Source organism: Sphingobium cupriresistens, from assembly GCF_004152865.1.
GTDB lineage: Bacteria > Pseudomonadota > Alphaproteobacteria > Sphingomonadales > Sphingomonadaceae > Sphingobium > Sphingobium cupriresistens.
In genome coordinates this window covers 33153-55998 of the sequence record NZ_SEOO01000027.1, presented here as the reverse complement: position 1 = coordinate 55998, position 22846 = coordinate 33153, and the positions used below count along the sequence as shown (strand labels likewise).

Annotated in this window: 21 protein-coding genes; 18 read left to right on the top strand and 3 right to left on the bottom strand. The window is 64.8% G+C overall.

The window, feature by feature from the left end:
• Nucleotides 1-171: 171 nt before the first annotated feature.
• The 13 genes from EWH12_RS15655 (at nt 172) to EWH12_RS15595 (ending at nt 14961) form a co-directional block, all read left to right on the top strand.
• The gene (locus tag EWH12_RS15655) at nt 172-417 is read left to right on the top strand and encodes a hypothetical protein (RefSeq protein ID WP_129927157.1); all 246 of its coding nucleotides are present in this window, start codon (nt 172-174) and stop codon (nt 415-417) included.
• A gap of 158 nt (nt 418-575) precedes the next feature.
• Nucleotides 576-2726 (top strand): TonB-dependent siderophore receptor, encoded by a 2151-nt coding sequence (locus EWH12_RS15650; protein WP_129927156.1) that lies wholly within the window; start codon nt 576-578, stop codon nt 2724-2726.
• Nucleotides 2727-2854: 128 nt separating this feature from the next.
• Nucleotides 2855-3895 carry a PepSY-associated TM helix domain-containing protein gene (locus EWH12_RS15645; RefSeq protein WP_129927155.1) on the top strand — a complete coding sequence of 347 codons (1041 nt, stop codon included), beginning with the start codon at nt 2855-2857 and terminating at the stop codon, nt 3893-3895.
• Nucleotides 3892-4818 carry a 2-hydroxyacid dehydrogenase gene (locus tag EWH12_RS15640; protein ID WP_129927154.1) on the top strand — a complete coding sequence of 309 codons (927 nt, stop codon included), beginning with the start codon at nt 3892-3894 and terminating at the stop codon, nt 4816-4818. Before EWH12_RS15645 ends, EWH12_RS15640 begins: the two co-directional genes overlap by 4 nt.
• A gap of 237 nt (nt 4819-5055) precedes the next feature.
• Nucleotides 5056-5724, top strand: coding sequence for a haloacid dehalogenase type II (locus EWH12_RS15635; RefSeq protein ID WP_129927153.1), 669 nt, complete (start codon nt 5056-5058; stop codon nt 5722-5724).
• Between the two features lie 7 nt (nt 5725-5731).
• Nucleotides 5732-7018 carry an NAD(P)/FAD-dependent oxidoreductase gene (locus EWH12_RS15630; RefSeq protein WP_129927152.1) on the top strand — a complete coding sequence of 429 codons (1287 nt, stop codon included), beginning with the start codon at nt 5732-5734 and terminating at the stop codon, nt 7016-7018.
• Complete coding sequence (locus tag EWH12_RS15625; protein WP_129927151.1) at nt 7015-8559, top strand: ABC transporter substrate-binding protein; 1545 nt, start codon at nt 7015-7017, stop codon at nt 8557-8559. Before EWH12_RS15630 ends, EWH12_RS15625 begins: the two co-directional genes overlap by 4 nt.
• A complete protein-coding gene (locus EWH12_RS15620) occupies nt 8559-9539 on the top strand; it encodes an ABC transporter permease (protein WP_207212418.1) in 981 nt (326 codons plus the stop codon). Before EWH12_RS15625 ends, EWH12_RS15620 begins: the two co-directional genes overlap by 1 nt.
• Nucleotides 9536-10363, top strand: coding sequence for an ABC transporter permease (locus EWH12_RS15615; RefSeq protein WP_129927150.1), 828 nt, complete (start codon nt 9536-9538; stop codon nt 10361-10363). Before EWH12_RS15620 ends, EWH12_RS15615 begins: the two co-directional genes overlap by 4 nt.
• A complete protein-coding gene (locus tag EWH12_RS15610; protein WP_129927149.1) occupies nt 10360-12183 on the top strand; it encodes an ABC transporter ATP-binding protein in 1824 nt (607 codons plus the stop codon). The genes EWH12_RS15615 and EWH12_RS15610 overlap by 4 nt, the downstream gene beginning before the upstream one ends.
• Nucleotides 12180-12485, top strand: coding sequence for a (2Fe-2S)-binding protein (locus EWH12_RS15605; protein ID WP_129927148.1), 306 nt, complete (start codon nt 12180-12182; stop codon nt 12483-12485). The genes EWH12_RS15610 and EWH12_RS15605 overlap by 4 nt, the downstream gene beginning before the upstream one ends.
• Nucleotides 12467-13831, top strand: a complete 1365-nt coding sequence (locus EWH12_RS15600; RefSeq protein ID WP_129927147.1) for an FAD/NAD(P)-dependent oxidoreductase — start codon at nt 12467-12469, stop codon at nt 13829-13831. Before EWH12_RS15605 ends, EWH12_RS15600 begins: the two co-directional genes overlap by 19 nt.
• Complete coding sequence (locus EWH12_RS15595) at nt 13828-14961, top strand: NAD(P)/FAD-dependent oxidoreductase (RefSeq protein ID WP_129927146.1); 1134 nt, start codon at nt 13828-13830, stop codon at nt 14959-14961. The genes EWH12_RS15600 and EWH12_RS15595 overlap by 4 nt, the downstream gene beginning before the upstream one ends.
• A gap of 9 nt (nt 14962-14970) precedes the next feature.
• Here EWH12_RS15595 and EWH12_RS15590 read toward each other — a convergent pair whose 3' ends face one another.
• From EWH12_RS15590 to EWH12_RS15580, 3 genes are all read right to left on the bottom strand, one after another.
• Nucleotides 14971-15258 (bottom strand): type II toxin-antitoxin system RelE/ParE family toxin, encoded by a 288-nt coding sequence (locus tag EWH12_RS15590; protein WP_066609131.1) that lies wholly within the window; start codon nt 15256-15258, stop codon nt 14971-14973.
• A complete protein-coding gene (locus tag EWH12_RS15585; protein WP_066609130.1) occupies nt 15255-15542 on the bottom strand; it encodes a CopG family ribbon-helix-helix protein in 288 nt (95 codons plus the stop codon). The genes EWH12_RS15590 and EWH12_RS15585 overlap by 4 nt, the downstream gene beginning before the upstream one ends.
• A 65-nt stretch (nt 15543-15607) precedes the next feature.
• On the bottom strand, nt 15608-17080 hold the full coding sequence (locus EWH12_RS15580) for an aldehyde dehydrogenase family protein (RefSeq protein WP_242496084.1): 1473 nt from the start codon (nt 17078-17080) through the stop codon (nt 15608-15610).
• A gap of 204 nt (nt 17081-17284) precedes the next feature.
• Here EWH12_RS15580 and EWH12_RS15575 point away from each other — a divergent pair, with 204 nt between their 5' ends.
• The 5 genes from EWH12_RS15575 to EWH12_RS15555 all read left to right on the top strand — a co-directional run bounded on the left by EWH12_RS15575 (nt 17285) and on the right by EWH12_RS15555 (nt 22840).
• Nucleotides 17285-18157: a GNAT family N-acetyltransferase gene (locus EWH12_RS15575; RefSeq protein ID WP_129927144.1), complete on the top strand. Its 873-nt coding sequence runs from the start codon at nt 17285-17287 to the stop codon at nt 18155-18157.
• Nucleotides 18154-19617, top strand: coding sequence for an NAD-dependent succinate-semialdehyde dehydrogenase (locus EWH12_RS15570; RefSeq protein WP_129927143.1), 1464 nt, complete (start codon nt 18154-18156; stop codon nt 19615-19617). The genes EWH12_RS15575 and EWH12_RS15570 overlap by 4 nt, the downstream gene beginning before the upstream one ends.
• 102 nt (nt 19618-19719) lie before the next feature.
• The gene (locus EWH12_RS15565; protein WP_129927142.1) at nt 19720-20796 is read left to right on the top strand and encodes a tartrate dehydrogenase; all 1077 of its coding nucleotides are present in this window, start codon (nt 19720-19722) and stop codon (nt 20794-20796) included.
• Nucleotides 20797-20938: 142 nt separating this feature from the next.
• Complete coding sequence (locus EWH12_RS15560; RefSeq protein ID WP_129927141.1) at nt 20939-22327, top strand: aminotransferase class III-fold pyridoxal phosphate-dependent enzyme; 1389 nt, start codon at nt 20939-20941, stop codon at nt 22325-22327.
• 18 nt (nt 22328-22345) lie between these two features.
• Nucleotides 22346-22840, top strand: coding sequence for an Lrp/AsnC family transcriptional regulator (locus EWH12_RS15555; RefSeq protein ID WP_066609125.1), 495 nt, complete (start codon nt 22346-22348; stop codon nt 22838-22840).
• The last annotated feature ends 6 nt before the right edge of the window (nt 22841-22846 follow it).

The window sequence follows — 22846 nt, the reverse complement described above, 5'->3', positions numbered from 1 at the left end:
ATGGCACCGCCACGATCAAGCTGCGCAATCAGGGCATCAATGTGCTGATGGCGATCTATGTCGGCCAGACGACCGACAAGAAGGTCGATCATGAGGAATATCGCGCCTCGCTGTCCTTCGTCCTCCCCCACCTGCCGGAATAATCCGCATTTTTTGATGAGACTTGCGCTGATGACCGCCGGCTTCGTCCTCATCGACTATCAACTGACCGGCTATTTCACGTCCGCCGCAAGGATATCTGGTGGCTCAAACATCTCTAGATGGTCGCAGGGCCGCTTCGCCCTGGAAGCAGCCCTTTTTCGGGATTTTCGCATGGGTCGGGGCCGCAATCGAACGCCGCATTTTCATGCCGTCGCGCCCCGCGATTCACAATTTTGCACCGTCCCATGCGCCAAGTTTGACGTAATATATCCGTAACTCAACCTAGCCTCGTCCTTAGAAGAGGTGATCGAAAACACCCCGTGGCCCGGCCCCGACGACAGGATGCAACATCCGCGCGGGAAACAAGAAGAAAACCAGCCGGTCCCCGTTTCGCAGGACATTCGGGAACAGCGACTTCATAAGGGGATAACATCATGCGCACATCATCGACCCTTCGCCTGGCCTTTATCGCCAGCACCGCCGCCATCGCCCTGTCTTCCGCCGCACAGGCGCAGCAACCCGCTGCCGCAGCCGCGGACGGCGAGATCGTCGTCACCGGCCTGAAGCGGCAATATTTCGGCGACACGCCGGTCAAGGAAATCCCGCAGGCCGTCCAGTTTCTGGAAGGCAAGCTGCTCGACAGCCTGAACATAACCCGGCTCGACACCGCGCTGGAATTGGCGAGCGGCGTGTCGAAGCAGAATAATTTCGGCGGCCTGTGGGACAGTTTCGCGATCCGCGGCTTTGCCGGCGACGAGAATTTCCCCAGCGGCTTCCTGGTCAACGGATTCAACGGCGGCCGCGGCTATGGCGGCCCGCGCGATGCATCCAATGTCGAACGGATCGAAGTGCTCAAGGGACCGAATTCGGCGTTATTCGGGCGCGGCGAGCCGGGTGGCACGATCAACATCGTCACCAAGAAGCCAACCTTCAAGGAAGGCGGCAGCTTTTCCGTCGCAGCAGGCAAATGGGACAATTACCGGGTGGAGGGCGATTATAACCTGCCCCTGAGCGACAGCGTGGCGATCCGCATCAACGGGTCTGTCGAAGATGCCGAAAGCTTCCGCGATACTGTTGAAACACGCAAATATACGGTGAACCCGACTTTCCTGGCCAAGTTGTCGGACAAGGACATCTTCACCTACGAACTGGAATATGTGAACCAGGAAGTCCCGTTCGAGCGCGGCGTGGTCGCGATCCCAACGATCAATGCGAATGGCGCGATCAGCTATGATCTGGGCGCGATTCCCAATTCCCGCTATCTCAGCAACCCAAATGATGGCCCGACCGAGGTCGAGGTGCTGGGCCACCAGGCGCAATATCAGCATGATTTCAGCAACGATTGGACGCTGATGCTGGGCGCGGGATATAAGGATACCAGCTTCAAGGGCTATTCGAGCGACCCCGAATTGGTGCTCGGCCGCCAGATGCTGGACGATGACGGACGGACCCTGTCGCGCCAGCGCCGTTACCGCGACTATAGCACCAAATATATGGTGTTCCGCGGCGAAATCAGCGGCAAGCTGGAAACCGGATCGATCGTCCATAATATCCGCGTCGGCGCGGATTATGACCGGTTCAAGATTGACTATTTCCAGACCCGCTATCGGCCCACCGCCACCGACCAAAGCTATTCGATCGACATCTTCAACCCCGATTACGCCATCCCCGCCCCAACCCCCACGGCGGTGATCCAGAACGCGACCGAAATTCAAAAGGCATGGGGCGTCTACGCCCAGGATCAGGTCGAGATCACCGAGCAGTTCAAGGTCCGCTTTGGTGGACGATATGATGATTTCAGCCAAGACATCGACCTGCGCCTGAACGGCACCAATCCCAGAAAATCCTACACCAAATTCAGTCCAATGGCCGGAATGGTGTTCGAACCGACCAATAGCTTGTCCGTCTACGCCAGCTATGGAAAGGGATTCCGGCCAAATAGCGGCGTGGGCGCCGATGGCCAGCCTTTCGAACCGGAAATCAGCGAATCCTACGAAGTCGGCGGCAAGTTCGTGACGCCGGACGGCCGCATCACCAGCACCCTGTCATTGTACAAGATGAAGAAGACCAACGTCCTGTCCACCGATCCGGCCAATCCCGGTTTTTCCAAGCCGGTGGGCGCCGCCGACAGCAAGGGCGTGGAATTTGACCTCAACGCCAAGTTGCCGGCCGGGTTCGAACTGTTCCTGACCTATGCCTATACCGACGCAGGATGGGCGACCAATGTCACCGATCCCAATTTCGGCCAACCGATCCTGAAGGGCGACCCGCTGATCAACATTCCCAAGCATCAGGGCAATGCGCTGCTGTTCAAGAATTTTTCGATCGGCGAGCATGAGGCGATGTTGGGCGGCGGCGTGAGCCATGTCGGCAAGCGTCTGGGGGAAACCGCGACGACCTTCTTCCTGCCCAGCTACACCATCGCGAAGATATTGGGGTCAGTGACGATCAACGACCAGATCAAGCTGTCGGCCAATGTCGATAACCTGTTCGACAAAAAATATTATGCCAGTTCCTATGCGGCGCTGTGGGTGCAGCCGGGTATGCCGCGCTCGTTCACGCTGCGGGCGACGTTTAACTTCTGATGCGCTGACATCGGAGCCGCAAGGCTCCGATCGGCCGCCGACTTTCCTCATTCCAAGGCTTGGGCCTCCCTCCAAGCCTTGAGGACGTCGGCGGCCTTGTTCTTTTTTTCGACAGCAAGAGGCGCATCATGACCCGCGCACAATGGCTCCGCACCCACCGCATTATCGGCCTGGTTATCGCGCCGTTCCTGCTGGCGCAGGCGCTGACCGGCGCGATGCTGCTGTATCGCGGTCCGGCGGCGCGGGCGATCGACCCGGTGGGCATGACGAGCCAGGCGACCGGGGCGGCCCTGTCGCCCGGTGATGCGGTGGCGCGGGCGAACCGGGTCATGCCGGGCCGCCATGTCGTCCGCCTGTTCGCGCCAGACAGCGACGGCGCGACCTGGTTCGCGCAACTGGCCAACGAGGAGGGTCGCACCGGCTATGCCTCGATCGATCCGGCCGGTGGCGCCGTGTTGCGCGCGGGCGGCCTGTTCGCCTTCCCGGTCGAGGCCGCGCTGCAAATCCATTATCGGCTGATGGCGGGCAAGGCCGGCATGGCGATGGTCGCGATCAACGCGCTGGCGCTGCTGACCATGGCGGCGAGCGGCCTCGCTTTCTGGTGGCCCAAGCGCAACATCGCCAAGGCGCTGACGATCCGCTGGTCGCTGGCCCCGCGGCAGGTGCTGCGGCAGGCGCATCGCACGGTCGGCGTGGTCGCCGCCGCTTTCCTGGTCATGCTCGCCGGAAGCGGCCTGCTGCTGATCCTGCCCGAACTGGCCGACGCCAGCGCGGTGCCGAGTGCGGTCGCCGTCCCCGCGGCCGCGGTCGACCGCAGCCTGACGCTGGCGCAGAGCGCCTTTCCCGACAGCGCGCTGCGCGACCTGCGGATCGATGGCGACCGTATGATCGTCAATTTCCGCGCGCCCGAAAGCAATGCGCGTGCGGTGCATCGCGTCATCGTCACCCTGTCCCGGCCCCATATCGTCGGCGCGACCCGCGCCCAGCAGAATAGCGCGCTGCGGATGACGGTGCTGCCGATCCATAGTGGCGAAGTGGCGGGACCGGCCGGTCCGGCGCTGATCCTGTTCATCGCGCTGGCGTTGGCGGCGCTCGCCCTTTCCGGCCCCATCCTGTGGTGGCAGGCTGCCGCCCAGCGCCGCCGCCCCGTTCGAAAGACCATGTCATGACCCTGCTCTACACGTCCGATCCCGCGCGCGGCCGTATCTGGCGCGCGATTTTCGCGGAGGACGCGCCCGACATCGGCTTCGTCGATCCTTCCCAATCCTATGATCCAGCCGCGATCCGCTATCTCGCCGCCTGGGCGCCATCGGCGGAGTTAATCACCAGCCTGCCCAATCTGGACGTGCTTTTTTCGATCGGCGCGGGGATCGACCAGTTCGACATGGACGCGCTGCCGCCCCATATGCGGGTGGTCCGCATGATCGAGCCGGGGATAGCGGCCGGCATGGTCGAATATGCAACGATGGCGGTGCTGGCGCTGCACCGGAACCTGATCGATTATGGCATCGCGCAGCGCGAGGGCCGCTGGGCGCCGATCAAGCTGACACCTGCGGGCGAGCGGCGGATCGGCGTGATGGGGCTGGGCAATCTGGGCCGGGCGGTGTTGCAGACGTTGCAGCCGTTCGGTTTTGCCCTGTCGGGATGGAGCCGGTCGGCCCACGCGATCAACGGGGTCGATTGTCATGCTGGCGAAGATGGGCTGACGGCGTTTCTGCCAGGCTGCGATATCCTCATCTGCCTGCTGCCGCTGACCGACGAGACGCGCGGCATTTTGTGCCGGAATACATTGTCTCAACTGCCGCGCGGCGCGGCGGTCATCAATGTCGGGCGGGGCGCGCATCTGGTGAAGCATGATCTGCTGTCGCTGCTGGATGAGGGGCATCTTTCGGGCGCTGTGCTGGATGTGACAGAGCCGGAGCCGCTGCCGGCCGGCCATCCTTTTTGGACGCATCCGCGCATAATGCTGACGCCGCATGTCGCCAGCATGACCCGCCCGGATGGCGCGGCGCGCGCGCTGATCGCCAATATCCGGCGCTTTGCCGAGGGCCGGCCGATGGACGGCGAAGTCGCGCGCGACCGGGGCTATTGAGCGTGCGACATTCCATGCCGCGCATCTGTGCGCCATATGGCTTTTCGGCTATGATCGGTCCTTGATCGCGCGCTTGAAAGGCGCACGGCAAATGATGCCGAAACCCATGCTATAAAGCCTGAAATCTGCGTCCCGACCCGATCCAATCGGGTGCATGTTCCGGCCCTGCCATGTCGTAATGCTCCTGTCACACGGCCCCACGGGCCACCTGTAGAACTCGCAAAGGACGCTCCGCCGATGCCCAATTTCCGGCCCAAATATATCAGCTTCGATTGCTATGGGACGCTGACCCGTTTCCGCATGACGGATATGGCGACCACCTTCATGGCCGATCGCATCGATGCGGAAAAACTGCCCGCTTTCTGCAAGGATTGGGGCGCGTACCGCTTCGACCAGGTGATGGGCGACTGGGAACCCTATCAGGAGATCATCCGCAATTCGTTGCGCCGGACGTGCGAGAAATGGGGCGTGGCCTATAACGAGACGGACGCCGATGCGGTCTATGCCGCCGTGCCGACATGGGGGCCGCATGATGATGTCGCCGGTGGCCTGAGCCAGATCGGCGACAAGATTCCGCTGGTCATCCTGTCCAACGCGATGAACGAGCAGATCCATCATAACGTCGCGATGCTCTGCGCGCCGTTCCACGCAGTCTATACCGCGCAAATGGCGCAGGCGTACAAGCCGCGGATGCAGGCGTTCGAATATATGTTCGACCAGTTGGGCGCCAGCCCGGAGGATATGATGCACGTCTCCTCCAGCTTCCGCTACGACCAGAATACGGCGACCGATTTGCATTTCGGCTGCCGCGTGTTCGTGGGGCGTGGGCATGAGCCGTCCAACCCCTTCTATCGCGACGTCGAAATTCCCCATATCGGTTGTCTGCCCGCGGTCGTGGGCCTCTGATCCGATCATGACTGCGCCCTCCCCCCTCTCCTACTGGCTCGCCAGCGCCCCGGCCTTCACCGGCGGGGCGGAGGGCGGAGTCGAAGGCATGGCGGACGTCGCCATCATCGGCGGCGGCTTTACCGGCCTGTCGGCGGCGCTGGCGCTGGGCAAGCGCGGGGCCAGCGTCGTGCTGCTGGAGAAGGGGCGCGTCGTCGGAGAGGCTTCGGGTCGCAACGGGGGCCAGTGCAATAATGGCACGGCCCATGACTATGGCGCGCTGTCCGCCCGGTTCGGGAAGGAGATCGCCAAAGCCTATTATCGTGCCCATTGCGACGCCGTCGATACGGTCGAGCGGCTGGCGCGCGAAGAAGACATCGACTGCAACTTCACCCGCTGCGGCCGGGTGAAGTTGGCGGCGAAGCCCGCGCATTATGACAAGCTGGTGCGGGCGCATGATTTGCTGGCCGCCGAGGTGGACGAGCATGTCCGGCTGGTGCCGCCCGACCGCATCCGCGAGGAAGTGGGGTCGGACGCTTTCCACGGCGCGCTGGTCCAGACGACCAGTGCGCAGGTGCATCCGGGGCGGTTTGGCGTTGGGCTGGCGGAAGCGGCGGCGCGGGCCGGGGCGCGGATTTACGAAGGTGCCGACGTCAGTGATTTCCTGCGCGTACCGCAAGGCTGGCGCGTGACGTCTTCGCGCGGGACGGTAACGGCGAAGCAGCTACTGGTCGCCACCGGCGGCGCGCCTTCTGTTGGTCCTTTCGGCTTCTTCCGTCGGCGGATCGTGTCGGTCGGCAGCTTCATCATCGCGACGCAGCCGCTGGACGACGCGCTGATCGACCGGCTGCTGCCGGGACGACGCAACTATGTGACCAGCAAGGCTATCGGCAATTATTTTCGGCTGGCGCCCGACAACCGCCTGATCTTCGGCGGGCGGGCGCGTTTTGCGATCAGCGATCCCCGGTCGGACGCGAAAAGCGGGCTGATCCTGGAGCAGGCGATGGGGGAGATGTTCCCGGCGCTCAAGGGCGTGGGCATCGACCATATATGGGGCGGAATGGTCGACCTGACCGCCGACCGCCTGCCCCGCGCGGGCGAGACGGACGGGCTCTATTATTCGATGGGCTATAGCGGCCATGGCGTGCAGATGGCGACCCATATGGGGCAACAGATGGCGCGCGTGATGAGCGGCGAGCCGGACGCAAATCCCTGGACCGGGCTGGATTGGCCGAGCGTACCGGGCCATTTCGGCAAGCCCTGGTTCCTGCCTCTGGTGGGCCTGTGGTACAAATGGCAGGATGTGATCCATTGACGGACGCCATGTCGCCCTTTTCCCGGCGGGACTTGATCGGCGCGGGGCTTGGCATCGGCGCCGGGCTGCTGCTGCCCGACGGCGCGCTGGCGGCGAGCAGGCCGCGAGTGGGCGGGCGCATCCGTGTCGCCAGCCTGTCCAGCTCGACCGCCGACACGCTGGACCCGGCCAAGGGCGCATTGTCGACCGACTATGTGCGCCATTATATGTTCTATAGCGGGCTGACCGTGCTGGACCGGCAATTGATCGCGCGGCCGGCGCTGGCCGAACGGATGGACAGCACCGACCAAATCGCCTGGCATGTGCGGCTGCGCAAGGGCGTGACATTCCATGACGGCGCGGACCTGACCGCGGCCGATGTCGTCTGGTCGCTGTTGCGGCACAAGGATGCAGCGACCGGGTCGAAGATGGCGCAGATCGCCGAGCAGTTTGCGCAGGTCAAGGCGACCGGACGGCATGAGCTGACCATTCGCCTGACCGGGCCCAATGCGGATTTGCCGACCATATTGGCGCAGTCCCATTTCCTGATCCTGCGCGCGGGCACGCGCGATTTTCGCACGGCCAACGGCACCGGCCCCTATATGTGCGCTCAGTTCCGGCCCGGCGTTCGGACGCTGGCGCGGCGCAATCCCAATTATTGGAAACCGGGCAAGCCCTATCTGGACGAGATCGAGTTGATCGGCATTCCCGACGAGGTCAGCCGGGTCAATGCGTTGCTGTCGGGTGACGTCCATCTGGTGATCGCGGTCAACCCGCGATCGACCAAGCGGATCATGGCGTCGCGTGGCCATGCGCTGCTGGAAACGCAGTCAGGGCTCTACACCAACCTCATCATGCAGCAGCGGCAGTTGCCGACCGGCAATCCGCATTTCGTCGCGGCGATGCAATATCTGATCGACCGGCCGCTGATCAAACGGGCGCTCTATCGCGGCTATGCGACGATCGCCAACGATCAGCCGATCCCGCCCTTCCACCCCTATTATCGCGCCGACCTGCCGCAGCGGTCGCTCGACCTGGACAAGGCGAAATGGCATTTGCAGCGCGCGGGCCTGACCGGCGTGCGCCTGCCCGTCTATGCCTCGCCCGCCGCGGACGGATCGGTCGACATGGCGTCGATATTGCAGGAATATGGGTCGCGCGTGGGGTTGAAGCTGGCCGTCAACCGGGTGCCAGCGGACGGCTATTGGTCGACCCACTGGATGAAGCATCCGCTGGGTTTCGGCAACACCAACCCGCGCCCGACCGCCGACCTGCTGTTCAGCCTTTTCTACAAATCCGATGCGGCGTGGAATGAGAGCGGGTGGAAGAATCCGCGCTTCGACCGGCTGTTGCTGGAGGCGCGGGGCGAGGCGGACCAGGCACGGCGCAAGCAGCTTTATGGCGAGATGCAGGGGCTGGTCCACGACCATTGCGGGGTCGGCATCCCGGTGTTCATCAGCCTGATCGATGGCTATGACCGGCGGTTGAAGGGGCTGTATCCCGTCTCGCTAGGGGGCCTGATGGGCTATCAATTCGCCGAACATGTGTGGTGGGAAGGCTGATGGCGGGCGCATCCTCCCAAAGCGGCATGAAGGCCGCGCTAAGCCTGATCGGAAAGCGGTTTGCATCGTCGTTGCTGACGCTGCTGCTGGTGTCGGTGACGATCTTCGTCATCGCGCAACTGCTGCCCGGCGACGCGGCGCAGGAAGCGCTGGGGCAGAGCGCCACAGCAGAACAGGTCGCGGCGCTACGCCATGAAATGGGCCTCGATCGCCCGGCCTATGTGCGTTACGCCAGTTGGCTGACGGGCATGGTCAGCGGCGATCCGGGCCAGTCGATGGTGGCCAATATGCCGGTGGCGGGGGTGATTGCCGAGCGCCTGCCCAACAGCCTGCTGCTGGCCGCGCTGACGGCGCTGGTGGCCGTGCCGGTGGCGCTGACGATCGGCATCGGATCGGCGATGAACCGGGGGGGAAGGATCGACCGGGCGCTCAATATCGCCACCTTGTCCATGGTGGCGGTGCCGGAATTTCTGGTGGCGACGATCGCGGTGCTGATCTTTTCGGTGAAGCTGCGCTGGCTGCCCTCCATCGCGCTGGCTTCCGAAGAGATGGGATGGGGCGACTATCTGCGCGGGGTCGCCATGCCGATCCTGACATTGAGCGTCGTCGTCATCGCGCAAATGGCGCGGATGACGCGGGCGGCGGTGATCGACCAGATGGACCGACCCTATGTCGAGATGGCGGTGCTGAAGGGCGTCGCGCCGGTGCAGGTGGTGCTGAAGCATATCATGCCCAATGCGATCGCGCCGATCGTCAACGCGATGGCATTGAGCCTGTCCTACCTGCTTGGCGGGGCGGTGATCGTGGAGACGATCTTCAACTATCCCGGCCTCGCCAGCCTGATGGTCAATGCCGTCACCAGCCGCGACATGCCGCTGCTCCAGGCCTGCGCCATGATATTTTGCGCGGCCTATCTCCTCCTGATGCTGATCGCGGACGTGACCGCGATCCTCGCCAACCCCAGGCTGCGCGCACAATGATCGCTTCCGCTTTCAAACGGGCGAAAACCCTGCCGCTGTCGGGCAAGGTCGGCCTGACGCTGGTCCTCTTCTGGTTGGCCGTAGCGCTGTTCGGGCCGATGCTGGCGCCCTATCCGGTCGGCGCGTTCGTGGCCTATGACGTGTTCGAAGGGCAATCGGCCGCGCACTGGCTGGGCAGCGACTATCTGGGCCGCGATGTGCTGAGCCGGTTGTTATCAGGTGCACGCTATACGGTCGGTCTGGCGGCGGCCGCGGCCATGCTGGCGAGCGCGACCGGCACGGCGCTGGCGCTGACTGCGGCCGTCGGCGGCGCGAAGGTGGAAGAGCCGCTGTCGCGCTTCATGGACATGTTGATCTCCATTCCGTCCAAAATCTTCTCGCTGGTGCTGGTCGCAGCCTTCGGGTCGTCGCTGCCGCTGCTGCTGCTGATCGCCGCGATCACCTATGTGCCGGGCAATTATCGCATCGCCCGCGCGCTGGCGGTCAATCTGGCGCAGATGGATTATGTGCAGGTCGCGCGCGCGCGGGGCGAAGGGCGGTTCCACATCGCCATCACGGAAATATTGCCCAACATGATCCACCCGCTGCTCGCCGACTTCGGCCTGCGCTTCGTGTTCATCGTGCTGCTGCTGTCGGGCCTGTCCTTCCTGGGGCTGGGCGTCCAGCCGCCCGACGCGGATCTGGGTTCGCTGGTGCGGGAGAATATTTCCGGGCTGGGCGAAGGCGCGCTGGCGATCTTGGCGCCGGCGGTGGCGATCGCAACTTTGACGGTGGGCGTGAACCTGCTGATCGATGCGCTGCCGGGACGGGGGAAAGGCCGATGATGGAAAAGCCCCATGTCGAGGTCAAAGGCCTGACCGTGACCGCGCGCAATGCGGCGGGCGAGCGCTTTCCGATCGTGAGCGGCATCGATTTCGCGTTGCAACGCGGCGAGGTGCTGGCGCTGATCGGCGAGAGCGGGTCGGGCAAGACGACGATCGCACTGACCCTGCTGGGCCATGCCCGGCCGGGCGCGACCATCGCGGGCGGCAGCATCCGCGTAGGTGACGCGGAGATCTCGACGCTGGACCGCAGCGCGCTGGCAGAGCTGCGCGGCAATCGCATCGCCTATATCGCGCAGAGCGCCGCGTCGGCGTTCAACCCGTCGCGCACGATCATGGATCAGGTGATCGAACCGGCGATGATCCATGGACTGATGCCGCGCGCCACGGCGGAGGCGAAGGCGGTCGATCTGTTCCGCGCGCTCGCCCTGCCCTTCCCCGACACGATCGGCGCGCGCTATCCGCACCAGTTGTCGGGCGGGCAGTTGCAGCGGCTGATGGCGGCGATGGCGCTGATCACCGATCCCGAACTGGTGATATTGGACGAGCCGACCACGGCGCTGGACGTGACGACGCAGATCGAAGTGCTGCGCGCGTTCAAGGCGGTGGTGCTGGAGCGCGGGGCGACCGCCATCTATGTGTCGCACGACCTGGCCGTGGTGGCGCAGATGGCCGACCAGATCGTGGTGTTGAGCCAGGGTCGCATCCGCGAAGCGGGCGCGGCGGCGCAGATCCTGCACGCGCCGGCCGACGACTACACCCGCACGCTGATGGCCGCAGCGCGCCCGGCGATCCGGCCGACGCCGGTCAAGGTCGCCCTGCCCGCCGCCGCGCCGCTGCTGGAAATCCGCAATGTGACGGCCGGCTATGGCAGGATCGGCAAGGATGGACTGCCGCGCGTGCCGGTGCTGCGCAACATCAACCTGACGATCGAGCGCGGCGGCACATTGGGCGTGATCGGCGAAAGCGGATCGGGCAAGTCGACCATAGCCCGCGTCATCGCCGGGCTGCTGCGCCCGGCGAGCGGGCAGGTGCTGCTGGACGGCGAACCGTTGCCGCCGGGGCTGGACGGGCGCAGCCGCGAGCAGTTTCGCCGTATCCAACTGGTGTTCCAGAATGCCGACACCGCGCTCAATCCTGCGCATAGCGTGGGGCAGATATTGGCGCGACCGCTGGCCTTCTATGCCGGGTTGAAGGGCAATGCCGCGCATTTGCGAGTGCTGGAACTGCTGGACCTGATCCGCCTCCCTGCCAGCCTGATCGACCGCAATATCGGCGGGCTGTCGGGCGGGCAGAAGCAGCGCGTCAACCTGGCCCGCGCGCTGGCGGCCGACCCGCAAATCATCCTGTGCGACGAGGTGACGTCTGCGCTGGATACCGTCGTTGGCGCGGCGATCCTGGAGCTGATGGCGGAGCTGCGCCGGGAACTGGGGATCGCGACGATGTTCATCAGCCACGATATTTCGACGGTGCGGGCGATTTGCGACGATATCCTGGTCCTCTATTCGGGGACGATGGTCGAGACGGGACCGCGCACAGCCTTCGCCACCGCCCCCTTCCACCCCTATACCAACCTGCTGATCGGATCGGTCCCGGAAATGCGCACGGGCTGGCTGGAGGAAAGCCATGCCGGGGCTGCGCCCCCGCCGATCGGCGCGGCGGGCGACCATCCCGATCTTTGCCGATTCCTGCCGCGCTGCGCCGCGCGCGTCGACGGCCTGTGCAACATCACCCCGCCACCCCGCCATGGGCTGGACAAGGGGTCGGCGGGGGCCAGCCGCATATTGTGCCATCATGGAGATGAAAGCTTGATCGCGTCATGAGCCGGTTCGTTCGACTGGGCGAAACTGATCGCCCGCCCGTGACCCTGTATGTCGATGGCGCGCCGGTCGCAGCGCTGGAGGGCGATACGTTGATGGTCGCGCTGTTGAGCGGGGGCGGGACGTTGCGCCAGAGCGAGTTCGGGCCGGAGAAGCGGGCAGGATTCTGCCTGATGGGCGCGTGCCAGGATTGCTGGGTGTGGACCGAGAGCGGCGATCGTCTGCGCGCCTGTTCCACGCTGGCCGCATCGGGCCAGCGCGTCGTCACCAGCCAGCCGGGGGCGTCATGGCCGAACCACGTATAATCATCGTTGGCGCCGGGCCATCCGGCACGCGCGCGGCGGAAGCCTGTGTCGCGGCGGGGCTGCGGCCGATCGTGATCGACGAAGGGCGGCGCGACGGCGGGCAGATTTATCGCCGCCAGCCGGACAATTTCACCCGGCCCTATAGGAAACTCTATGGCACCGAGGCCGGACGGGCGCAGGCGCTGCACGAGACGTTCGACGGGCTGAAAGGCGCGATCGACTATCGACCCGAAACATTGGTTTGGAATATCGCCAAGGGTCATGTCTGGACGGCGAGTGCGACGGTTCAGGAGGCTATCCCGTTCGACGCGCTGCTGCTGTGCACCGGCGCGACCGACAGGCTGATGCCGGTCAAGGGCTGGCAATTTGCGGGGGCCTATAGTCTGGGCGGGGCGCAGGTGGCGCTCAAAAGCCAGGCGGTGTCGATCGGGCACAGGGTCGTGTTCATGGGATCGGGGCCTTTGCTCTATCTGGTCGCAAGCCAATATGTGGAGGCTGGTGCGGAGGTGGCGGCGGTGCTGGATACGTCGCCGTTCGGCGCGCGGTTGAAGGCGCTGCCGGATTTGCTGGCGATGCCCTCCGTCCTGTGGAACGGGGTGGCGCTGACGCGGACGCTGAAGCGCGCGGGCGTGATGGTGCAGCATGGCGTGACGCCGGTCGAGATCATGGGCGATGCCGAAAGCGGCGTCGGCGGTGTGCGTTTTTTTGCCGGATCAGGCCGTGAAGAAACGATCGCCTGCGATGCGGTGGCGATGGGCCATCATCTGCGGCCTGAGACGCAACTGGCCGATCTGGCGCGCTGCGCCTTCGCCTTCGACCCCGGCACGCGCCAATGGTTGCCGGAGCGCGACGACGACGGGCGTTCGAGCGTGGCGGGCGTCTATCTGGCCGGCGACGGCGCGAAGATATTGGGCGCGCGATCGGCCGAGGCGAGCGGGCGGCTGGCGGCGCTGGGCGATCTTGGCTTGCCGGTCGACAAGGGCGAGATGACCTCGCTACGCAGCGAGGTCGGCCAATATGCCAGGTTCGCGCGCGGGCTGGCGAAGGCCTTTCCATGGCCCGCCCGACAGGCCCCAGCCCTGCCCGACGACGCCATATTGTGCCGCTGCGAGGGCGTGACGGCGGGCGACCTGCGGGCGGTGATGCGCGAAACTGGCGCGCAGGAAGCCAATCGCGCCAAGGCGTTCAGCCGGGTCGGCATGGGGCGGTGCCAGGGACGCTATTGCGGGCTGGCCGCCGCCGAACTGATCGCTGCCGAAGCCGGCGTGCCGGTGGAACAGGTCGGTCGCCTGCGCGGACAGGCGCCGGTCAAGCCGCTACCTATCGCGATCGGAGACGGACAATGAGCGCCGCCAGCGACGTCATCATCGTGGGCGGCGGGTTGATGGGATCGTCTGCCGCGCTGTTCCTGCGGGGGCATAGCATCTCGGTCACCTTGCTGGAAACCGACCTGATCGGGCGGCAGGCGAGCGGCACCAATTTCGGCAATGTCCGGCGGCAGGGACGCGGCATCCACCAGTTGCCGCTGGCCAATCGCGCGATCGCCATCTGGCGCAAGTCGCGCGAACTGCTGGGCGCGGATGTCGAATATCTCCAGTCCGGCCATATCCGGGTCTGCTATCGCGAGCGGCCCGAACTGGTCGGGTCGATGGAGGAGTATGCGACGCAGGCGCGCGCGGAAGGGCTGGACCTGGAATTGCTGAGCGGCAACGCGCTGCGCGACAAATTTCCCTTTTTCGGGCCGGATGTTCTGGCCGGTTCCTATTCGCCCACCGACGGCCATGCCAATCCCCGGCTCGCCGCTCCTGCCTTCGCCCTCGCTGCGCGGAAACTGGGCGCGGTGATCCACGAAAACACGAAGATCGTGGATGCGCAGAAAATAGGCGAGGATTTCATCGTCACGGCGGCGGATGGACGGACGTTCCGCGCGCCGACCCTGCTGGTGACGGCAGGGGCATGGGGCAATGCGCTGTCGTCGCAATTTGGCGAGCCGGTGCCGATCGTACCGCGCGGGCCGAATATGAGCGTGACCGAGCCTGTGCCTTATGCGATCCTGCCCGCCGTCGGCGTGATGACGCCGATCGAGGAGGAAACGGTCTATTTCCGGCAGGTGGCGCGCGGCAACATCGTGCTGGGCGGCAGCACGCGGGGGCCATCCTTCCCCGACCAGTATCGCGCCTATGTCGAGCCGCAGAATACGATGAGCCAGTTGCAACAGATCCGTCGGCTAGCGCCGTCGCTGGGCAAGCTCAATATCATCCGGGTGTGGTCCGGCATCGAGGGCTATCTGCCCGACAGCCAGCCGGTGATGGGGCCGAGCGCGACGACCAGCGGCCTCTATTACGCCTTCGGCTTTTCCGGGTCGGGATTCCAGATCGGACCGGGCGTGGGTGAGACCATGGCGGAGATCATCGCGAAAGGCGGCACGGACATTCTGATGGAACCCTATCGGATCGGGCGGTTTGCGGCGGGCTGATTCATCGAGTCAGCGCCGCTCTTGTGGCGGCCACAGGCGCGCGGCGTGAAGCAGGCGCAGGATGCGCACGTCCGTATCGGTCAGGTCATAGACCAGAATATAGTTGCGATGCGCGATTAGTTCGCGCGTTCCCGGCACCCGGCCAGGCCGGCCCATGGCAGGGAGCCGGGACAGGTCGGCTGCTCTTTGCGAAAAGAGCGTGTCGAGCCTGATCGCCGCGCGCGGGCTGCGCGCTTCGACATAGTCGTAAATGGCGTCACGATCCCTGACGGCATCGGCCGTCCAGCGCAGCCTCATCGCTCGCCGTCTGATGTCCGCAGCGTGGCGGCGCGTCGTGCGGCGAAATGCGCCTCGACTTCATCGCCGGCGATGAGGTGGCCTGCCTGCGCGGATGCGCGTCCGGCGTCGACCTGACGACGGAACCAGGCGTCATGGCTTTCGGCCTGTTCCTCGCGCAGTACGACATCGCGCATGAAATCGCGCAACAATTGCGCGCCGGTGCGATCCTGCGCCTTGGCCGCGCGGGCGAAGCGGCCCTTGAGTTCCTGATCCACGCGAAAGGTGAAGGTCGCCTCATTCATGGCGGGCCGGCTCCATGTGTTGCATATGCAGTGCATTGTAACACATGGAGCCGGCCCGCCCAATATCAGAATTCGATCAGCGCGACCTTGGTCTTGAGATTCGCCATATAGGCTTCGCGGCCGAGATCCTTGCCGATGCCCGATTGCTTGTAGCCGCCGGTGGGCAGGATAAAGTCGTTGCTGCGACCGTAGCGGTTGACCCAGATGGTGCCGGCTTCCAGCGAACGGGTGGCGCGCAGGGCGCGGCCAATGTCGCCGGTATGGACGCCGGCGGCCAGGCCATAGTCGCTGTCGTTTGCCAGCGCATAGGCGTCCTCCTCGTCCGCGAAGTTCTGGACGGTGAGGACCGGGCCGAAGATTTCGCCCTGCACGACCTCGCTCTTCTGGTCGACATTGGCGAGCAGGGTCGGCGCGAAATAGCTGCCCTCCTCCGGCGCGGCTGCACGGCCGCCGCCGGTGAGCGCTTCCGCCCCTGCCGCGACAGCGCGGCCGACGATGCCGGCCATGCGGTCGAGCTGGCCTTCGGATATGATCGGCCCCAGCGTGGTGTCGGCGGCCCAGGTTGGGCCGGGCCGGTGCGCGGCGAAGGCGGCGACGAGGCGATCGATCACCTGGTCCGCGACCTTGTCCTGCACCAGCAGGCGCGATCCGGCGACGCAGACCTGACCCGCATTGAGGGTGATGGCGCGGGCGACGATGGCTGACGCCTTGTTCAATTCTGCGTCGGCGAAGATGATCTGCGGGCTTTTGCCGCCCAGTTCCAGCGTCACCGGCTTCGGCCCGGTTTCCGCGCAGGCGGCCATGATGGCGGCGCCGGTGCGGGTGGAGCCGGTGAAGGTGACCTTCGCCACTTCGGGGCGGCGCACCAATGGATCGCCAACCGAGCGGCCGTCGCCCTGCACGATGTTGAAGATGCCCGCGGGCAGCCCCGCCTCGATCGCCAGTTCGGCGAGGCGCACGATGCTGAAGGGCGTCATTTCCGACGGCTTGAGGACGATGCTGTTGCCCGCGGCGATGGCAGGCGCGATCTTCCACGCAGCCATCACCAGCGGGAGGTTCCACGGCGCGATCGCGGCGACGACGCCATAGGGTTCGGTGATGGTGAGGCCCAGCTTGTCGGGCGTGGTGGACGCGACTTCGCCGCCCACCTTGTCCGCCCATTCGGCGAAGAAGCGGATGGTTTCGGCGGTGTAGCTCAAATCCCAGGCGGTGATTTCCTTGAGCATCCGGGTGGACCCCAAGGCTTCGAGCGGGGCGAGCGTCGCGGCATCGGCTTCGATCAGGTCGGCCCAGCGACGCATCACCTTCATCCGGCCGCGCGGATCGGTCTGCGCCCAGCCGCTGCGCTTATAGGCGCGTTGCGCGTCTACGACCGCTTCGACCAGTTGATCGGCATCGGCGCTGTCGAGTTCGGCCTGTATCCGGCCGTCGGACGGTCGCCGCACGATGAGGGCCGGCCCGTGACCTGCAACCCGGCGCCCGCCGATGAAATTATGCGCATGGGGCAGGCTGATCTGATCGGGGTTGAAACCGGCCACGGCATAATCTCCTTCATACGGACATTCCGACAAAATAGGCGCGCGTCGCGGCATTTGTTGCAATTGCACGGGAAAATGTGCGCGATAATCTTCCAAAATCAGGACGAAGGCGGCAGCCAATGCTTGGCGCGGCCTTCTAATGTCCGGCCATTGATTCCGAACAGAGGCAGGCGGGCGCCCCTTTCCCGCCAAGGAGCAAGACGCATGGCGACAGGCATAGAGGCGATGGTGGACCTGCGGCGGATGACCGTCGAGGATCTGGCCGCCGCCCATACCCTATCGAGCGAACAGAAATGGCCCCACCGCATCGAGGATTGGGAGATGCTGTTCGGCCTGGGTTTCGGTTATGTCGTCGAGCGCGATGGCCCAGAGGGTCAACGGGAAGTGATCGGCACCGCCATGGCCTGGCTCTATGGCGAGGATGCCGCGACGCTGGGCATGGTGATCGTGTCCCCGCAGGCGCAGGGCATGGGGCTGGGCCGCCGGTTGATGGAAGCGGTGCTGGGCGATCTGGGGTCGCGCACCGTGCTGCTGAACGCCACGGACGAAGGCGCGCCGCTTTATCGCAAGCTGGGGTTCGCAACCATCGGCCCGGTGTTCCAGCATCAGGGCGCCGCCTTTGCCGTGCCGATGGCCGAACTGATCCCCGACGAGCGGGTGCGCCCGCTGGGCGCCAAGGATATGGGGACATTGCATGACCTGGCGCGCCGCGCGACGGGGATGGACCGCGATGCGCTACTCGACGCGCTGGCGCCCGGCGCGCAGGGCGTGGTGCTGACGCGCAGCAATGAGCCGGTGGGCTTTTCGCTGTTCCGGCGCTTTGGCCGGGGTTATGTCGTCGGGCCGACGATCGCGCCCGACAGGGGCGGGGCTAAGGCGCTGATATCCCACTGGCTGGGGTCCAATAGCGGCATGTTCTGCCGGTTGGACATACCCGAAGAAGGCGGGCTTGGCGGCTGGCTGGACGAATTGGGCCTGCCCTGTGTCGGCCGGGTCGTGCGCATGGTGCGCGGGCCGCAACCGACGATCGATCCTTCGGTCACGACCTTCTCTCTCACCACGCAGGCGCTCGGATGACCCTTATCCTCGACAATCCCGCCCTTTTCATCGAACGCGCCTTCATCGGCGGGGCATGGGTCGGCGCGACATCCGGCGCGACCGTGCCGGTCGATAATCCCGCCACTGGCGCGATCATCGGCACGGTGCCCGATTGTGGCGAGGCCGATACACTGGCCGCCATCGCCGCGGCCGAGGCGGCTTTCCCGGCATGGAAGGCGCGGACGGCAGGCGATCGCGCGGCCGTGCTGGAGCGCTGGCACGCTTTGGTGCTGGCCAATGTCGCCGATCTGGGCCGGATCATGACCGCCGAACAGGGCAAACCGATCGCGGAGGCCGAGGGCGAGATTCGCTATGCCGCCAGCTTCATCAAATGGTTCGCGGAAGAAGGCCGCCGCGTCGATGGCGGCATCGTGCCCGCGCCGGAGGCCAATCGCCGCATATTGGTGATGAAAGAGCCGGTGGGGGTTTCGGCGGCGATTACGCCGTGGAATTTCCCCGCCGCGATGATTACCCGCAAATGCGCGCCGGCTTTGGCGGCCGGTTGCCCGGTGGTGGTCAAGCCGTCGGAGCTGACCCCCTTCACCGCGCTGGCGCTGGCGAAGCTGGCGGAGGAAGCCGGCATCCCGGCGGGTGTGTTCAATATCGTCACCGGCCTGCCGACGGCGATCGGCGGGGCGCTGACCGCCAGTCCGGTGGTGCGCAAATTGTCCTTCACCGGATCGACGCGGGTGGGGTCGCTGCTGATGCGGCAATGCGCCGACACGATCAAGCGGGTGAGCTTCGAGCTGGGCGGCAATGCCCCGTTGATCGTGTTCGACGATGCCGATGTGGACATCGCCGTCGCCAGTGCGATGGTCAGCAAATTCCGCAACGCAGGCCAGACCTGCGTATGCGCGAACCGCATATTGGTGCAGGACGGGGTCTACGACCAGTTCGCCGAGAAGCTGGCCAGGGCGGTGTCCGCGCTGAAGGTCGCGCCGGGCGACAGGACGGGCAGTACGATCGGCCCGCTGATCAGCGTCGCCGCCGTCGAGAAGGTGCAGGCGCATGTCGAGGATGCGTTGTCGCATGGTGCGACTTTGTTCGCGCGGGCGGCCAATGATGCGACGGGTGCCCGGTTTGCGACGCCGGTCATCCTGACCGGGGCGACGCGGGACATGCGGCTGGCGCAGGAAGAGACGTTCGGGCCGGTCGCACCGCTGTTCCGCTTCATCCATGAGGAGGAAGGGATCGAGCTGGCCAACGCCACCAGCTATGGCCTGGCCGCCTATTTCTACACCGAAAATCTGCATCGCGCCTTCCGCGTGGCGGAACGGCTGGAGGCCGGGATGGTCGCGCTCAACAGCGGGGCGATCGCCATGGAAGTCGCGCCGTTCGGCGGGGTCAAGATGTCGGGCCTGGGCCGCGAAGGCGCTCATGCGGGGATCGAGGAATATCTGGAAACCAAGGCGTTCCACATTGCGGGGCTTAAACTTTAATCGGCCCTTCCATCCGTTCGGGCTGAGCCTGTTGAAGCCCATTTCTTGTACTCGCAGAAAAGTGAAGCCCTTTGACAGGCTCAGGGCGAACGGGAGTAGGCTATGACTAACTCACGCAACTATGCCATCTCCGTCATTCCCGGCGACGGGATCGGCAAGGAAGTCATGCCCGAAGGCATTCGCGTGCTGGAACGCGCGGCGAGCCTGTATGGCTTTTCCATCGATCAGAAATGGCAGGATTTCGCCTGCTGCGATTATTACGCCAAGCATGGCCAGATGATGCCGGACGATTGGAAGGCGCAGATCGGCAAACCCGATGCGATCTTCTTCGGCGCGGTCGGCTGGCCCGATACGGTGCCGGACCATATTTCGCTGTGGGGATCGTTGCTCCAGTTTCGGCGCGAATATGATCAATATGTCAATTTGCGCCCGGTGCGGTTGATGCCCGGCGTCCCCTGCCCTCTCGTCGGGCGCGAGCCGGGCGATATCGATTTCTGGGTCGTGCGCGAGAATACGGAAGGGGAATATAGTTCGGTCGGCGGCAAGATGTTTCCCGGCACCGACCGGGAGATCGTGATCCAGGAAACGGTGATGACCCGGCGCGGCACCGACCGGGTGCTGCGCTACGCCTTCGAACTGGCCGCGACGCGGGATCGCAAGCATGCCACGTCGGCGACCAAGTCCAACGGCATCGCCATCACCATGCCCTGGTGGGACGAGCGAGTGGAGGAGATGGCGAAACACTATCCGAGCGTCACCCATGACAAATATCATATCGATATTTTGACCGCGCAGTTCGTGCTGAACCCGGATCGCTTCGACGTGGTGGTGGCGTCCAACCTGTTCGGCGACATCTTGTCCGACCTTGGCCCGGCCTGCACCGGCACGATCGGGGTGGCGCCATCGGGCAATATCAACCCGGATCGCACCGCGCCCTCGCTGTTCGAGCCGGTCCACGGCTCCGCGCCCGACATCGCCGGCAAGGGGGTCGCCAATCCGGTCGGGCAAATCTGGTCGGCGGCGATGATGCTGGAGCATCTGGGCGAGGCGGACGCCGCCGCCGCGATCATGCGCGCAGTCGAGACGGTGCTGGCCGAGCCGGGCCTGCGCACCGGCGACCTGAAGGGCAAGGCGAATACCGAGCAGTGCGGCAGGGCTGTCGCCGACGCGCTGGCCTGACCGCTGCGAACGGACGCGGCAGAATATGCTGCGTAAGTTCCCGTTTAAAGCGGGCGAGGGTGCCTATTCGCCCCATATCGGGCTTTCGCCCTGCCGCATAAGGATAGGCTGAACTTCAGAACCACAATGGCGAGCCCCTAAGATGACGCTGCATTCCAATCGGTCCCTTCTGGACATCGACCGCGACCATCTGATCCATCCGGTCACTTCCTTCCGCGGGCATGAAGCGCATGGCGCGCTGCTGCTGGAAAGCGGCAAGGGGATGTGGTTGAAGGATGTCGAGGGCCGGGAATTGATCGACGCCTTTGCCGGCCTTTGGTGCGTCAATGTCGGCTATGGTCAGGACAGCATCGCCGAGGCAGCGGCCGAGCAGATGCGCCGCCTGCCCTACGCGACAGGCTATTTCCATTTTGGCAGCGAGCCGGCGGTGAAGCTGGCGCAGCAACTGGTGGACCTGAGCCCCGAAGGACTGGACCATGTCTATTTCACGTTGGGCGGATCGGACGCCGTGGACAGCGCGATCCGATACATCACCCATTATCACAACGCGATCGGCAAGCCGGAAAAGAAGCAGTTCATCGCGCTGGAGCGCGGCTATCACGGGTCGAGCAGCACGGGTGCAGGGTTGACCGCGCTGGCCAATTTCCATCGTGGCTTCGACCTGCCATTGCGCTGGCAGCATCATATCGCGTCGCCCTATCCCTATCGCAGCGATCTGGAGGGCGACGACGCCGCGATCATCGCGCGGTCGGTGCAGGAATTGAAGGAGAAGGTGGCGCAGCTGGGCGCGGACAATGTCGCCGCCTTCTTCTGCGAGCCGATCCAGGGATCGGGCGGCGTGATCGTGCCGCCCGTCGGTTGGCTCAAAGCGATGCGCGAGACTTGCACGCAGCTCGACATCCTGTTCGTCACCGATGAAGTCATCACCGGCTTTGGCCGCACTGGCCCCATGTTCGCGTGCGAAGCCGAAGGCGTGACGCCAGACCTGATGACGTTGGCCAAGGGGCTGACCGCCGGTTACGTGCCGATGGGGGCGTTGCTGATGTCGGGCAAGGTCTATGAGGGCATTGCCAATGGCGCGGCGCCCGAAGTCGCGATCGGCCATGGCGCGACCTATTCGGGCCATCCGGTCAGCGCGGCCGTCGGGCTGGAAGTGCTGCGCCTCTATACCGATGGCGGCATATTGGCGAACGGGCAAAGGGTCGCCACGCGCTTCGACGCCGGGCTGGCTGGCCTGGCCAATCATCCCATGGTGGGCGATACGCGCGGACGGGGCCTGCTGGGCGCGATCGAGCTGGTCGCGGACACGGGCAGCAAGGCGCGGTTCGATCCGGGCCTGAAACTGGCCGACCGCTTGTTCGCCAAAGCCTATGACAATGGCGTCATCTTCCGCGCGTTCGCCGACAATATCATCGGCCTGGCGCCCGCGCTTTGCGCAAGCGACGGCGAGATGGACGAGATATTCGCCCGCATCGCCAAGACGCTGGACGATCTGCTCGAAGAAGCGGATATTCGCGCGGCGCTGGGATAAAAAGGGGGAGCAAAGGATATGTTGGGCGGACCCAGACTGGACAGGATCGACCTCAAGATCCTGACACAGCTTCAGCAATCAGGCCGCATCACCAATGTCGAGCTGGCCGATGCGGTCGGCCTGTCCCCCAGTCCCTGCCTGACGCGAGTCAAGCGGCTTGAGAAGGCCGGTTACATCACCGGCTATGGCGCGCATATCAACCTGCACAAGCTGGGCGAATATCTGACGGTCTTTACCGAAGTGACGCTGACCGAGCATCGCGCGGGCGACTTTTCGCGGTTCGAGACACGCATCCGCAAGCTGGACGAGATTGTCGAATGTCATCTGGTCAGCGGCGGCTATGACTATCTGCTGAAATTCGTGACGCGCGGCGTGGGCCATTATCAGTCGATTATCGAAGGGATGCTGGAAAGCGATTACGGCATCGAGAAATATTTCAGCTATGTCGTGATCAAGTCGCCCTTCATCAAACATCATTATCCGATCCAGCATCTGTTCGGCGAGCAACGATAGGGCTAA